The organism is Pandoraea capi, from assembly GCF_902459735.1.
In the GTDB taxonomy this organism is placed as follows: Bacteria; Pseudomonadota; Gammaproteobacteria; order Burkholderiales; family Burkholderiaceae; genus Pandoraea; species Pandoraea capi.
Map to the genome: position 1 here is coordinate 270,352 of NZ_CABPRV010000005.1, position 14,683 is coordinate 285,034.

Genomic DNA, 14,683 nt, shown 5'->3' on the forward strand with positions numbered 1-14,683 from the left:
CATGGCTTCTGTAGAATGCATGCCGATCATCGGTGGTCCGGCACCCCGTCGCAAGTCCCGTAAGGTCGGGATTCGCTGGGGCGGCCAGCTTGTGACGGTTGGCGGCGATTCGCCGATTCGCGTGCAATCGATGACCAACACCGACACGGAAGACGTGATCGGCACGGCCATTCAGGTCAAGGAACTCGCGCAAGCAGGTTCGGAACTCGTGCGTATTACGGTGAATACGCCGGAAGCCGCGGCTGCCGTGCCCGAGATTCGCAACCAGCTCGATCGTATGGGCGTGACCGTGCCGCTGGTCGGCGACTTCCATTACAACGGTCATACGCTGCTTGCCGACTATCCGGCATGCGCCGAAGCGTTGTCGAAGTACCGTATCAACCCGGGCAACGTCGGCAAGGGTGCGAAGCGCGATACGCAGTTTGCGCAAATGATCGAAATGGCGATCAAGTACGACAAGCCGGTGCGTATTGGCGTGAACTGGGGCAGCCTGGACCAGACGCTGCTCGCTCGCATCATGGACGAGAATGCGGCGCGTGCTACGCCTTGGGATGCGCAGAGCGTGATGTACGAAGCGCTCATCACGTCGGCACTGGAATCCGCGGATCTGGCGCAGCGTGTCGGTTTGTCCGCCGACAAGATTCTGCTGTCGTGCAAGGTGAGCGCGGTACAGGATCTGATCGCGGTGTACCGCGAGCTGTCCAAGCGCTGCGACTACGCGTTGCACCTCGGGCTGACCGAGGCCGGTATGGGCTCGAAGGGCATCGTTGCCTCGACGGCAGCGTTGTCGGTGCTGTTGCAGGAAGGGATTGGCGACACGATCCGTATTTCGCTGACGCCGGAACCGGGCGGCGCGCGTACGGGCGAAGTTGTGGTGGCGCAGGAAATCCTGCAGACGATGGGCCTGCGCGCGTTCGCACCGATGGTCATCGCCTGTCCGGGGTGTGGCCGCACGACGAGTACCGTGTTCCAGGAACTGGCGGCGAGTATTCAGAAATATCTGCGTGAACAAATGCCGGTGTGGAAGGCTCAATATCCGGGCGTCGAGAACATGAACGTTGCGGTGATGGGCTGCATCGTGAACGGCCCGGGCGAATCGAAGCACGCGAATATCGGTATCAGCTTGCCGGGTTCGGGTGAGTCGCCGGCGGCGCCGGTGTTCGTCGACGGCGAGAAGGTGCGCACGCTGCGCGGCGACCATATCGCGGAAGAGTTCCAGCAGATCGTCGACGACTACGTGAAGACCCACTACGGTGAGGCCGAAGGCGTCGTTGCCGCGTAAGTCGGGCATTCAAGTCGGCATTCAAGCCGGCATTTGGGCTGGACGCCGGCAGCATGCAGGCAGAACACAAGAGAATATGACTGACGCAAAGAAGAATCGCCTCGCCAAACTGGCCGGGGTCAAAGGCATGAACGATATCCTCCCGCAGGACGAAGCCCTGTGGGAGTTTTTCGAGGAATCCGTGCGCGCCATGCTGCGCGCCTATGGCTACCAACAGATCCGTACGCCAATTCTCGAGCATACGCAGTTGTTCACGCGCGGCATCGGTGAAGTGACCGATATCGTCGAGAAGGAGATGTACAGCTTCACCGACTCGCTCAACGGCGAACAACTGACGATGCGCCCGGAAGGTACCGCAGCTGCCGTTCGCGCGACGCTCGAACACAACCTGCTGTACGGTGGCCCGAAGCGCCTGTGGTACTTCGGCCCGATGTTCCGTCACGAGAAGCCGCAACGCGGCCGCTATCGTCAGTTCCATCAGGTCGGTGTGGAAGCGCTCGGTCTGGCGGGGCCGGATGCCGACGTTGAAATCATTCTGATGTGCCAGCGCCTGTGGGACGATCTCGGTCTGACCGGTATCCACCTGCAACTCAATTCCCTGGGGCAGGGTGAGGAGCGTGCGCGTCATCGTGCCGATCTGATTGCGTACCTCGAGAAGCACGTCGATCTGCTGGACGAAGACGGCAAGCGTCGCCTTTACACGAACCCGCTGCGCGTGCTCGATACGAAGAACCCGGCAATGCAGGAGATGGTCGAAGGAGCGCCGAAGCTCATCGATTACCTCGGCGAGGCGTCGATCAAGCATTTTGAGGGCGTGCAGTCGCTGCTCAAGGCGAACAACATTCCGTTCACGATCAATCCGCGTCTGGTGCGTGGTCTGGATTATTACAATCTGACCGTGTTCGAGTGGGTGACCGATAAGCTGGGTGCGCAGGGCACGGTGGCCGGTGGGGGGCGTTACGATCCGCTCATCGAACAACTGGGCGGTGACGCCACGCCGGCATGCGGCTGGGCGATGGGCGTCGAACGTATTCTCGAACTACTGCGCGAAGACGATCTCGTGCCGCAGGCCGAAGGTGCCGATGTCTACGTCGTGCATCAGGGTGAATCGGCGGTGGCGCCAGCGTTGATCGCTGCGGAACGCATGCGCGACGCGGGGTTGAACGTGGTGTTCCACTGCAGCCCGGATGGCAATGGCAGCAGCTTCAAGTCGCAGATGAAGCGCGCGAATGCGAGCGGCGCGAATTTCGCGGTCATTATCGGTGAGAACGAAGTGGCTTCGGGCACTGCCGAAGTCAAGCATCTGCGTGCCGCCGAACAGACGAATAATCAGACGAGCGTGCCGTTCGACGGGCTCGCCGAGTATCTGATCGACGCTATCGTTGCGAGTGCAGACGAAAGCGTGAACGAAAGCCTGGGTGAAGACGGTCCGGGCAACGAAACCCTTCATTAATTCACGACGCCAGACACGGAGAATACCGGCGAATGAGCAGCTATCACGAGGAACAGGAACAGATCGAGAACGTAAAGGCCTGGTGGAAGCAGTACGGCAATTACGTTATCTGGACGCTCGTCGTCATCATGCTCGCCTATGGCGGCTGGAATCTGTGGCGCTATTACGAGCGTAAGCAGACGGTGGAGGCCGGTGTGCTGTATGGCGAGCTGGAAACCGCCATCGACGCGAAGGACAAGGCGAAGGTCACGCGTATTGCGTCCGATATGGAGAGCAAGTTCAGCGGCACGCCGTATGCGCAAATGACTGCACTGCTCGCCGCCAAGACGCTGGCGGATGCGGGCGATGCGGCAGGTGCGAAGGCGCAGTTGCAATGGGCCGTGTCGAATGCCAGGGACGACGAGTACAAGCAACTCGCCAAACTGCGTCTGGCGGGGGTGTTGCTCGACGAGAAGGCGTATGACGAGGCGCTCAAGCTACTGGACAATCCGCCGGCGCCGTACGCTGGTGTGTTTGCCGACCGTCGCGGCGACGTGCTCGTCGCGCAGAGCAAGGTGGCCGACGCTCGTACGGCTTACAAGCTCGCGCTCGACAAGCTCGACAAGCAGGATTCGGGCATGCGCCAGTTTGTTCAGTTCAAGCTCGACGCGCTGGGGGCCTGATGCGCGTCGGCAATCCGTTGGCAAGTATTACCCTCCCATAACGCATAACCGGGTACATGATGATCCTTAACGACTTCCGTCGATCGATGCCGCAAACGATGGCCACGTCTCAGTCTGCACAGGTTGGCCTGGCGGCCTCGTCGCGCCGGGGCATTTTCAAGCGTGCGGGCACAGCGGTGCTGACGCTGGCCGTACTTGGCACGCTGGGTGGTTGCGGGCTCTTCGGCAGCAAGCCGGCGCATGAGCCGACGCCGCTCACGGAGATCAAGCAAGCGTTGACCGTCAAGCAGATCTGGACGGCGAGCGTTGGCAAGGCCGGTGCTTACAGCTTCGCGCCGGTGGCCGTTGGCAACGCGGTGTTCGCGGCAGGTGCGAACGGCAGCATCGTACGTGTGGATGCGGAAACGGGCGCGTCGAACTGGTCCGCCAAGGCTGATACAGACATTACGGCCGGGCCGGGCAGCGACGGAGAGACGACCGTCGTCGCCACGCACAAGGGCGACGTGATCGCGTTCGATCACGACGGCAAGCCGGCATGGAAGGCAAACGCGGGCAGCGAAGTCCTCACTGCACCGCTGGTCGGGCGGGGCCTGGTGGTGGTGCGTGCCATCAACAACCGCGTCACGGCGTTCGACTCGGGCACCGGTTCGGTGCGCTGGTCGTACTCGCAGCCGTCGACGACGTTGACGCTGCGCACGGGGACCGGCATGACGTTCCTGGGCGACCGTTCGGTCATTACCGGCTTCCCGGGCGGCAAACTGGTCGCACTCGACGCTAACACGGGCAACCCGCAGTGGATCACGCCGCTGTCGTATCCGAAGGGTGTGACCGAGGTTGAGCGTGTGAATGACGTCACGGGTTCACCGGTCGTGTTCGGCCGTCAGGTGTGCGGCGCAACGTTCCAGGGTCGTGTGGGATGTGCCGACGTGCAGACCGGCAACGGCCTGTGGGCGCGTGATTTCTCGTCGCCGAATGGTGTGACGCAGGATGAGCGGGTGGTGGCGGCTGTCAATACCGATGGCGCCGTCTACGCGTTCAACGCTGCCGATGGCAGTACACTGTGGCAGAACGACAAGCTCAAGTACCGCGATCTGTCGGCGCCGTTGGCGCTCGGCCGTGTCGTGGTCGTGGGCGACAAGCAGGGCTATCTGCATTTCCTGTCGCGGGACAACGGTGAGTTCCTCGCCCGCGTCAAGCTGAGCGGCGCCATCAGTGCGCAGCCGGTCATTGCCGGCCAGACACTGGTCGTGCAAACCCGCGATGGCAATATTTATGGCTTCCGCCCGGAATAACCGGTAACCGGCAAGCACCCGGGCATTTTCCGGGAACGGCCGGCAGCGCGCCGGCCGTCTTCGTTTTTAGGGCTTATTCATGAAACCCGTGATCGCGCTCGTAGGGCGCCCCAACGTCGGCAAATCGACGCTATTCAACCGTTTGACCCGCTCGCGCGACGCGCTCGTCGCCGACATGCCCGGGCTCACGCGCGACCGTCACTATGGCGAGGGGCGCGTTGGCGAGCATCCGTATCTGGTGATCGATACCGGTGGCTTTGAGCCCGTGGCCAAGGAAGGCATTTTCCACGAAATGGCCAAGCAGACGCGACAGGCCGTGGTCGAAGCCGACGTGGTGATCTATATCGTCGACGGCCGTCAGGGCCTCACGCCGCAAGATCAGATCATCGCCGACTACCTGCGCAAGACGGGGCGCAAGATCATGCTCGTGGTCAACAAGGCCGAGGGCATGAAGTACACCACGGTGGCGAATGACTTCTACGAACTGGGTCTCGGCGACCCGCTGGCGATTTCGGCCGCCCACGGCGATGGCGTGAAGGAAGTCATCGACGAGGCGATTGCGCCGTTCTACGCCAACCCGGATGAAAGTGAAGACGACGGCAAGAACGACGGGCGCGTCAAGATCGCCATCGTTGGGCGTCCGAACGTCGGTAAGTCGACGCTGGTCAACACGCTGCTCGGCGAAGAGCGTGTGATCGCCTTCGACATGCCCGGCACTACGCGCGATTCGATTCATATCGATTTCGAGCGTCAGGGCAAGAACTACACGCTGATCGATACGGCGGGTCTGCGTCGTCGCGGAAAAGTCTTCGAGGCGATCGAGAAATTCTCGGTTGTGAAAACGCTGCAATCGATCGCAGATGCGAACGTCGTGATCCTCATGCTCGATGCCCGTCAGGACATCTCGGACCAGGATGCGCACATCGCGGGCTTCATTCTGGAGTCCGGCCGTGCCGTGGTCGTGGGCGTGAACAAGTGGGACGGCCTGGACGAGTACACCCGTGAGCAGGCGAAGCAGGAACTTGAGCGAAAGCTCAAATTCCTCGGTTTTGCGAACTTCCACTTCATTTCGGCCGCAAAGGCGACCGGTATCGGCCCGCTGATGCGCTCGGTGGACGAAGCGTACGCAGCGGCGATGAGCAAGCTGCCGACGCCGAAGCTGACCAAGGCGCTCATTGAGGCTGTGGAACACCAGCAACCGCGCCGCTCGGGCTTCTCGCGTCCCAAGTTGCGTTACGCACACCAAGGGGGCTCGAACCCCCCGATCATTGTCATCCACGGGAATAGTCTGGATGGTGTGACCGATAGCTATCGCCGCTATCTCGAGAACCGTTTCCGCGAAACTTTTAAGTTGAAGGGCACTCCATTACGCATAGAGTTCCGCAACAGCGCGAACCCTTACGCCAAGGGCGAGTGAAAGCCAGTCCGGGGCGGGGTTTTGCTGGCGACGCTAGCAAAATCGGCTATAGTGTGGAAGTCAGGGTGGGAAGCGCGCACACGCCCTGGCTTACGGTCATTTGCTAAAAATACAATGGAGTAACTTATGAGCAACAAAGGGCAACTTCTACAAGACCCGTTTCTGAACGCCTTGCGTAAGGAGCATGTTCCCGTCTCGATCTATCTGGTCAACGGTATCAAGCTGCAGGGAAACATCGAGTCGTTCGACCAGTATGTCGTCCTGCTGCGCAACACGGTCACCCAAATGGTCTACAAGCACGCCATTTCGACGGTCGTTCCTGCGCGTCCGGTGAATTTCCATCCGGAAGCCGAGCAGTCCTGATTCAGGCTCGCCCGACCGGGAGTCTCTCCGGCCGGGCGAATTTATCTTCCCCGCCGCCCGCTCTTGTCCAACAGTCCCAATACCCATTCCCAGCGTAGCTTGACCACCAACGCCGCGCTCGTCGGCATCGATTTCGGCAAACTCGATTTCGAAGCCAGTCTCCAGGAACTCGACCTTCTGACGCAATCCGCAGGCGCGACGCCTGTCGTGACCATTACCGGTCGTCGCCACAGCCCCGATGCCAAATTGTTCATCGGCAGCGGTAAAGCTGAAGAGCTGCGCGAGGCCATTGCCGAATTCGACGTCGATCTGGTGATTTTCAATCACGCACTGACACCTGGTCAGCAGCGTAACCTCGAACACCTTCTGCAACGCCGTGTGGTCGACCGTACCAGCTTGATTCTCGATATCTTTGCTCAACGCGCGAAGAGTCATGAGGGCAAGTTGCAGGTCGAACTCGCGCAGTTGCAGTATTTATCTACGCGTCTGGTGCGCGCCTGGACTCACTTGGAGCGCCAGAAGGGCGGTATCGGTCTGCGGGGGCCGGGTGAGACGCAGCTGGAAACCGACCGTCGTCTGCTGGGCGAGCGTGTGAAATCGCTCAAGATCCGGCTCGAAAAACTCCAGCGCCAGCACGACACGCAGCGCCGCGCTCGTCAGCGCAGCGGCACGATGTCGATTTCGCTCGTGGGCTATACCAACGCCGGCAAATCCACGCTGTTCAATGCGATGACGAAGGCCAATGCCTACGCCGCCGATCAGCTGTTTGCCACGCTCGATACGACCTCTCGTCGCGTTTATCTTGGCGATGTCGGGAACATCGTGCTGTCTGATACTGTCGGATTCATCCGCGAGTTGCCGCACCAGTTGGTCGCGGCGTTCCGGGCGACGCTTGAGGAGACGGTTCACGCCGACATGCTGCTGCATGTGGTGGATGCGTCGAGTCAGGTGCGCAAGGAGCAAATGGCCGAGGTCAACGCCGTTCTGGCGGAGATCGATGCGGCCGACATCCCGCAGATTCTCGTCTGGAACAAGATCGACGCAGTACCGGAACTGGCGGCACAAGGGCCGAGAATCGAGCGGGACGAAGACGGGCGCATTACGCGTGTCTTTTTGAGCGCGCGTACTGGCCAGGGCCTGGACCTGCTGCGCGAGGCCATCAGCGAGGCGGTTGTGGCCGGCACGGGTGGGTTACAATCGCAGCACGAAGCGCCCGATGTCCGGCTCATCGACCGTTGGGACGATGTGCCGCGCGCAGAAGACAGATAACACGAGACGTCGCACCGCGAAGGGTGGGTTGCCCCGGGGAATACCGGCAGCACTCCGACGCGGGTGACGAACTGGCAAGAGACTAGACGGAGGCCGGGAAAGGCCGCCGATCGGCAAACCAGATTCGGGAACCACGCGCGAACCGGCAACATGCGTGCTCCGATGCGAGGCGCGCCGGTCGCAACGCCCAACCCGCTTCAGTCACCACGCTTCTACCTATGCTTCCAAGAGCTTTGATGCGACGAGTTGGCCTGATTTTCTCCCTGAACGACCCGCGCTGGGGGCGGGACGGCGGCGGCGATACGCCGTCCGGCAATCAGGAGCCGAATCGCCCCGATCGGGCGAACAATCCGAATTCGCAAGATCAGAAGGAGCCGCAGCGCGGACCGCAAGGCCCGCAGCAGGACGGTCCGCCCGATCTCGACGAATTGTGGCGCGATTTCAATCGCCGTCTGAACCGTATCTTCGGCCGTAAGAACGGCGGGGGCGGTAATGGCGGTTCGAACAATAATTTCTCCGGCGGCTCGCGAGGTTCGGGTATCGGTGTCGGCGTTGTCGTCGCACTCGCGTTCCTGATCTGGCTGGCGACGGGCGTGTTCATCGTCCAGGAAGGCCAGGTCGGTGTCGTCACCCAGTTCGGTAAGTACAAGTACACGACGACGTCGGGGATCCAGTGGCGTTTGCCGTACCCGTTCCAGTCGGTCGAAGTCGTCAACATGTCGCAGATCCGGTCCGTGGAAATCGGTCGTTCCAACACGATTCGGGATACGGATCTTAAGGACTCATCGATGCTCACGGGCGATGAAAACATCATCGATGTGCGCTTCGCCGTGCAGTACCGGATCAAGGACGCGACCGAGTTCCTGTTCAATAACGTGGACGCCGAAGCATCGGTGAATCTGGCGGCGCAAACGGCTGTGCGCGAGATTGTCGGCAAGAGCAAGATGGACTTCGTGCTCTACGCCGGTCGTGAAGAGATCGCGAATGAACTCGTGACGTCGATTCAACGCATTCTCGACAGCTACAAGACGGGTATTCTCGTGACGAGCGTCACGATGCAGAGTGTTCAACCGCCGGAGCAGGTGCAAGCGGCGTTCGACGACGCTGTGAAGGCCGGTCAGGATCTGGAGCGTGCGAAGAACGAAGCGCAGGCCTATGCCAACGACGTGATTCCGCGTGCCAAGGGTACGGCGTCGCGTCTGACGGAAGAGGCCGCCGGTTACAAGGCGCGTGTGGTGTCGCAGGCTCAGGGTGACGCCGATCGCTTCAAGTCGGTGCAGGAAGCCTATGCCAAGGCGCCTGGTGTGATCCGCGAGCGTATGTACCTCGATACGATGCAGCAGATCTACTCGCGCACCACCAAGATCATGGTGGATTCGAAGAACAACAGTTTGTTGTATCTGCCGTTGGACAAGATCATGGAACGCACGCGCAGCGACGCGTCGACCCCGGCGCCGGCATCCGGCGCAGGTACGGGGGCGGCCGCGGGAGCGCCTGCCACTGATGACAACAATGATGTCGACCATGATCGATCGCGCGCGGCACTGCGCAACCGCGACCGCGATTCACGCTAAGGGGATAAGCGCATGAACCGTATTGGAACCGTTATCGTCGCGCTGATCGTCTTGCTGATCGTGCTCGCCTCGACCATGTTCGTGGTGGACCAGCGCCGTTATGCCGTAGTGTTCTCGCTGGGCGAGATCAAGGATGTCTACAACCAGCCGGGCCTGAAGTTCAAGTTGCCGCCGCCGCTCCAGACCGTGTTGTATCTGGACAAGCGCATCATGACCATCGACAACCCGGAACCGGAGCGCTTCATCACGGCCGAGAAGAAGAACCTGATTGTCGACTCGTACGTGAAGTGGCGCATCATCGATCCGCGCAAGTTCTATGTGAGCTTCAAGGGCGATAACCGCCTTGCACAGGATCGTCTGACGCAGCAGATTCGCTCGGCTTTGCAGGAAGCGTTCACGAAGCGCACTGTGACCGAAGTCGTGTCGACGCAGCGTGACCAGGTGATGCAGTGGGTCAAGCAGAAGGTGGGCGACGAAGCTGCGCAGGTGGGTATCGAAATTGTCGACGTGCGTATGCGTCGGGTCGACCTCGCCGCCGGTATCAGCGATTCGGTGTATAGCCGGATGGCCGCCGAGCGTAAGCGCGTGGCGAACGAACTGCGTTCGACGGGCGCGGCTGAAGCCGAGCAGATCCGTGCTGATGCCGATCGTCAGCGTGATGTGACCGTTGCCGAAGCGTATGCCAAAGCCCAGCAGGTCAAGGGCGAGGGCGACGCCGCTGCCGCAAGCATCTATGCGCAGGCATTCGGCCGTGATCCGCAGTTCGCTCAGTTCTATCAGAGTCTCGAAGCGTACAAGGCGACCTTCCGTGACAAGAGGGACGTGATCATCGCCGACCCGAACAGCGATTTCTTCCGATTTATGCGCGGTTCCGGTGGTGCTGGCGCGCCGGCCGGAAAAGCGGGAAAATAACGCCTCTGACATCCGAGTAGCTGCCACCGCCCGCGTCATCGCGGGCGGTGGCGTTTTGGCCGAGTCCCCAAGTGACCAGCAGCACAATCATTCTCGCTTTCGCCCTCATGCTGATCGTCGAGGGACTGTTTCCGTTTGTCGCCCCGGACCGGTGGCGGCAAAGTTTTCGTAAAATAACGGAAATGCCGTCCGGCCAGATTCGTTTCTTCGGCCTGGCCGCTGTCCTGCTAGGGCTGGTTCTGATGTTGCTGATCGATTAATCAAAGGCGCTTTTTGCGCGCCGTCTGAATTCCGAAATTCCCATGCCTAACTGGCTACTTCCCGAAAATATCGCCGACGTGCTGCCGTCCGAGGCGCGCAAGATCGAAGATCTGCGCCGTCTCATGCTCGATCGCTTCCGTACCTATGGCTACGAACTCGTGATGCCGCCGATGCTCGAGTACGTCGAGTCGCTGCTCACCGGTACCGGCCATGATCTCGATCTGCGCACGTTCAAGCTCGTCGACCAGCTCTCGGGGCGTACCATGGGTCTGCGCGCGGACATCACGCCGCAGATCGCGCGGATCGATGCGCATTTGCTGAACCGGAAGGGCGTAACGCGTCTGTGCTATGCGGGAAGCGTGTTGTTCACCCGTCCGCGTAATCTGCTTGCCACGCGCGAGCCGTTCCAGATCGGTGCCGAAATCTTCGGTCACAGTGGGCTGGAGGCCGATCTTGAAATTCAGGAATTGTTGCTGTTCTGCTTGCAACTGGCTGGCCTGAAACAGATTCGTATCGATCTTTGCCACGCGGGCGTGCTGGAAGCGTTGCTGGAGGGGGTTCCGGCGGCCGAGGCTATTGAAAGCCAATTGTTTGGCGCACTCGCGACCAAAGATGTGCCTCAGTTGCAGGAGTTGACGCGCGACCTTCCCGAGCATGTTCGCGATGCCTTGCTAAGCTTGACCACGTTGTATGGTGAGCCGGCCGAAACACTCGCTCGTGCGCGTAAGGTTCTGCCGGACCTGCCCGGCGTAACGTCGGCATTGAACGATCTGGCATATCTGGCGGAATCGCAAGGCCAGGGCGGCCCGGCGGTACTGTCGATCGATCTGGCCGATCTGCGTGGCTATCAATATCACAGTGGTGTGATGTTCGCCGCCTACGTGGATGGCATTCCCAACGCCATCGCTCGCGGCGGCCGTTACGACAAGGTTGGTCAAGCGTTCGGTCGTGATCGGCCGGCGACCGGTTTTTCGCTCGATTTGCGCGAGTTGGCGGCGATTTCGCCAGTTGAGGCGCGTAGTAACGCGATTTTGGCGCCAGCGGATGATGTGCCGGGCTTGCGTGCCAAAATCGACAGCCTGCGCGATGCGGGGGAGGTCGTAATCCGCATGCTGCCGGGCCACGCTCAGGATTTCGAGGAATTCACGGGAGACCGTGTCCTCGTCGAAAAAGATGGCCAGTGGGTTGTGACGCCCCGGTGAATTCGCTGAAAAAAGCGGCACTCGCCTGCGCCAACACGGGTAGAATACGTTTTTAACCAAACCAACTATTGTTATGTCCGGCAATGCTTTGAATCAGGGACGCAACGTCGTCGTTATCGGAACCCAATGGGGCGACGAAGGTAAGGGTAAGGTCGTCGACTGGCTGACCGATCACGCGCAAGGCGTGGTGCGTTTCCAAGGGGGCCACAATGCCGGACATACGCTCATCATCGGCGGTAAGAAGACCATCCTGCGTCTGATTCCGTCGGGCATCATGCACAAGGACGTCACGTGCTACATCGGTAACGGTGTCGTGCTGTCGCCCGAAGCGCTGTTCAAGGAAATCGAAGAGCTCGAAAGCGCCGGCCTTAACGTTTGTGGCCGTCTGCGCATTTCCGAGGCCTGCACGCTGATCCTCCCGTATCACGTTGCCATCGACCAGGCGCGCGAAGCCCGTCGCGGCGCGAGCAAGATCGGCACGACCGGTCGTGGCATCGGCCCGGCCTACGAAGACAAGGTCGGTCGCCGTGCGCTGCGCGTGCAGGATCTGTTCGATCCGAAGACGTTCGCTGAACGTCTGCGCGAAAACCTCGATTACCACAACTTTGTTCTGACCCAGTATCTGGGCGCGCCGGCTGTAGACTTCCAGGAAACGCTGGATAAGATGTTGAGCTACGCCGAACGCCTGCGTCCGATGATCGCTGACGTTTCTCAAGAGCTTTACGCCGTCAACCGCGCTGGCGGCAAACTGCTGTTCGAAGGTGCCCAAGGCACGTTGCTCGACATCGATCACGGCACCTATCCGTTCGTGACGAGCAGCAACTGCGTTGCTGGTGCGGCTTCGGCAGGTGCCGGTGTGGGCCCGCAGCAGCTTCACTATGTGCTGGGCATCACGAAGGCTTATTGCACGCGCGTTGGCGCTGGTCCGTTCCCGAGCGAACTGTACGATGCGGATAACGCCGCTCGTCAGGAAGCCATCGGTTTGCAACTGGCAACGGTCGGCAAGGAGTTCGGTTCGGTCACGGGTCGTCCGCGCCGCACGGGCTGGATGGATGCCGCAGCACTCAAGCGCTCGATCCAGATCAACGGTGTGACGGGTCTGTGCATGACGAAGCTCGACGTGCTGGACGGTCTGGAAACGGTGCGTCTGTGCGTGGGCTACAAGATCGACGGCAAGTCGGTGGATATCCTGCCGCGCGGTGCGGTCGACGTGGCTCGCTGCGAGCCGGTGTACGAGGACTTCCCGGGCTGGTCGCAGAGCACTGTGGGCGTGACGTCTTGGGATCAACTGCCGGTTCAGGCGCAGAACTATCTGAAGCGTATCGAGGAAGTGAGCGGTATTCCGATCGATATGGTGTCGACGGGTCCGGATCGTGACGAAACGATCCTTTTGCGCCACCCCTTCAAGAACTGAAAAACAGCAGGACTGGCAAGACACACCATGAATCAGCCCCAAAACGACGATAAGAACCTCTGGGTCTCGTGGGACGAATACCATCGACTGGTCGAGCGCTTGGCGCTCAAGGTCTATGAGTCCAACTGGAAGTTCGACAAGATCCTGTGTCTGGCCCGTGGTGGCTTGCGCGTGGGCGATCAGCTCGCGCGCATCTACGACGTGCCGCTCGCCATTCTGGCAACGAGTTCGTATCGGGAAGCCGAAGGCACCATTCGTGGTGACCTCGACATCGCTCAGTACATCACCATCACGCGCGGCGAGCTTGAGGGCCGTGTGCTGCTGGTCGACGATCTGGTCGATTCCGGCGTGACGCTTGAGCGCGTTGGCAAGCACCTAAAGGAGCGTTTCCCGAAGGTGACGGACGTGCGTTCGGCGGTGCTGTGGCACAAGGCGTGCTCGAAGGTGGCGCCGGACTACGCGGTCGATTTCCTGCCGACGAATCCGTGGATTCACCAGCCGTTCGAAGAGTACGACACGCTTCGCCCGCATAACCTGTCGGCGTGGATCAAACGTGGGACCTAACAGGTTCTGAGGTACCTGGGCTTGCCGGAATACCGGTATGCCTGATCGGGTCTCTCCGGTCATGACAGGCGGTGATATCGAAAGATGCACCGCCTGTTTTGTATTTGGCCCACGGATTGTTCGCGCGTTGGACCGTGTGCGGTGACCCCGCCGAAAACACGCTGCGCGGGACTGATACCCCCATCGGCAGCCTATTAAGCGGGCAAAACCCCTTTAGTTTGCGGCTTCATTCGGGCTTGTCGTATGGTCTGATGCGCTATTGCTTCCGTTGATGGCTGACTCTGGGCCGACTGTTTCGTCATGAACAGGTTGTTTCGCCTCTTCTTGCTTTGCGCCGCAGGCATTGCCGGTGCGACCCCTTTGACCAGCGTGTCGGCATACGCGGCCTCTGCCGTGGCTGGGCTTCGCACGGCGAATGGATTGCGCTATGTCTATGTGACCAACCAGACGTCGATGGCCAAAGCCAAGGTGGCGGCACTGGATCGGTGCCGGACGCAATTGGCGCCGGGAAGCAGGGGCGGGCGTTGCGACGTACTGATGGCAGGGAACGGCCCGGCCTATTGGGCTGTCGTGCGTGCCAGCAACGGTGAGGTGGGGGTCGCGTTGGGTGACACGCAAGAATCCGCCGCGCAGGATGCGTTCGTGGTCTGCCAGCGGGGAGGGCAATGCGCCATGGAGAGCGCTCAGGTCTGGTTCGATAGCGGGCAACGTGCGGGACGGCGTTTACCGCCGCCCAAAGCGGTACAGGCGGCGCCGACGCAATGCCGGATCCCGACGGGGCAGGTGGTGCGAATGCAGACTCAATGTATTAACGGCGAATGCACCCGGACGTACGAGAACGGCTGTACCGTTCGATTTCAGGCGGCCAGATGCCTGGATAAGGAAACGCATAGCTACGTCTGGCGCCCCAACGGATGTGACGACGATAGCTAAGGGCAGCGTGCACGGTAAGGGAGTGTGGCGCTTGCAGCAAACTGGCGGCGACACGATCGTAGACACAAGTGTGCTGACTGGGCGG

13 protein-coding genes and 1 pseudogene are annotated in these 14,683 nt (G+C 60.8%); all 14 read left to right on the forward strand.

Annotated elements, in window-relative coordinates; translation table 11 throughout:
- Position 1 precedes the first annotated feature (1 nt).
- The 14 genes and pseudogenes from ispG (at position 2) to PCA20602_RS13160 (ending at position 14,598) form a co-directional block, all read left to right on the forward strand.
- A complete protein-coding gene (gene ispG / locus PCA20602_RS13095) occupies positions 2–1,282 on the forward strand; it encodes a flavodoxin-dependent (E)-4-hydroxy-3-methylbut-2-enyl-diphosphate synthase (RefSeq protein WP_150721584.1) in 1,281 nt (426 codons plus the stop codon).
- Between the two features lie 76 nt (positions 1,283–1,358).
- Positions 1,359–2,735 (forward strand): histidine--tRNA ligase, encoded by a 1,377-nt coding sequence (hisS, locus tag PCA20602_RS13100; protein ID WP_069345145.1) that lies wholly within the window; start codon positions 1,359–1,361, stop codon positions 2,733–2,735.
- 32 nt (positions 2,736–2,767) lie between these two features.
- A complete protein-coding gene (locus PCA20602_RS13105) occupies positions 2,768–3,397 on the forward strand; it encodes a YfgM family protein (protein WP_150721585.1) in 630 nt (209 codons plus the stop codon).
- A 98-nt stretch (positions 3,398–3,495) separates the two neighbouring features.
- Positions 3,496–4,689, forward strand: a complete 1,194-nt coding sequence (bamB, locus tag PCA20602_RS13110) for an outer membrane protein assembly factor BamB (RefSeq protein ID WP_174981110.1) — start codon at positions 3,496–3,498, stop codon at positions 4,687–4,689.
- A 79-nt stretch (positions 4,690–4,768) separates the two neighbouring features.
- Positions 4,769–6,106 (forward strand): ribosome biogenesis GTPase Der, encoded by a 1,338-nt coding sequence (gene der, locus PCA20602_RS13115; protein WP_150721587.1) that lies wholly within the window; start codon positions 4,769–4,771, stop codon positions 6,104–6,106.
- A gap of 126 nt (positions 6,107–6,232) precedes the next feature.
- On the forward strand, positions 6,233–6,469 hold the full coding sequence (gene hfq / locus PCA20602_RS13120; protein ID WP_010807283.1) for an RNA chaperone Hfq: 237 nt from the start codon (positions 6,233–6,235) through the stop codon (positions 6,467–6,469).
- 99 nt (positions 6,470–6,568) lie between these two features.
- Positions 6,569–7,648: pseudogene (gene hflX, locus PCA20602_RS13125) on the forward strand (GTPase HflX); the annotation flags it as partial.
- Between the two features lie 326 nt (positions 7,649–7,974).
- The gene (gene hflK / locus PCA20602_RS13130; protein WP_246182146.1) at positions 7,975–9,312 is read left to right on the forward strand and encodes an FtsH protease activity modulator HflK; all 1,338 of its coding nucleotides are present in this window, start codon (positions 7,975–7,977) and stop codon (positions 9,310–9,312) included.
- A 12-nt stretch (positions 9,313–9,324) separates the two neighbouring features.
- Complete coding sequence (gene hflC / locus PCA20602_RS13135) at positions 9,325–10,224, forward strand: protease modulator HflC (protein ID WP_150721589.1); 900 nt, start codon at positions 9,325–9,327, stop codon at positions 10,222–10,224.
- 71 nt (positions 10,225–10,295) lie between these two features.
- Entirely contained in the window at positions 10,296–10,484 is a 189-nt protein-coding gene (locus PCA20602_RS13140) for a DUF2065 domain-containing protein (protein ID WP_150721590.1), read from the forward strand.
- A gap of 42 nt (positions 10,485–10,526) precedes the next feature.
- Positions 10,527–11,687, forward strand: coding sequence for an ATP phosphoribosyltransferase regulatory subunit (locus PCA20602_RS13145; protein ID WP_150721591.1), 1,161 nt, complete (start codon positions 10,527–10,529; stop codon positions 11,685–11,687).
- Between the two features lie 73 nt (positions 11,688–11,760).
- Positions 11,761–13,101: an adenylosuccinate synthase gene (locus PCA20602_RS13150; RefSeq protein ID WP_069345153.1), complete on the forward strand. Its 1,341-nt coding sequence runs from the start codon at positions 11,761–11,763 to the stop codon at positions 13,099–13,101.
- Positions 13,102–13,128: 27 nt separating this feature from the next.
- Complete coding sequence (locus tag PCA20602_RS13155) at positions 13,129–13,665, forward strand: phosphoribosyltransferase (protein WP_069345154.1); 537 nt, start codon at positions 13,129–13,131, stop codon at positions 13,663–13,665.
- A gap of 300 nt (positions 13,666–13,965) precedes the next feature.
- Positions 13,966–14,598, forward strand: a complete 633-nt coding sequence (locus PCA20602_RS13160; RefSeq protein ID WP_150721592.1) for a DUF4189 domain-containing protein — start codon at positions 13,966–13,968, stop codon at positions 14,596–14,598.
- Positions 14,599–14,683: the final 85 nt, after the last annotated feature.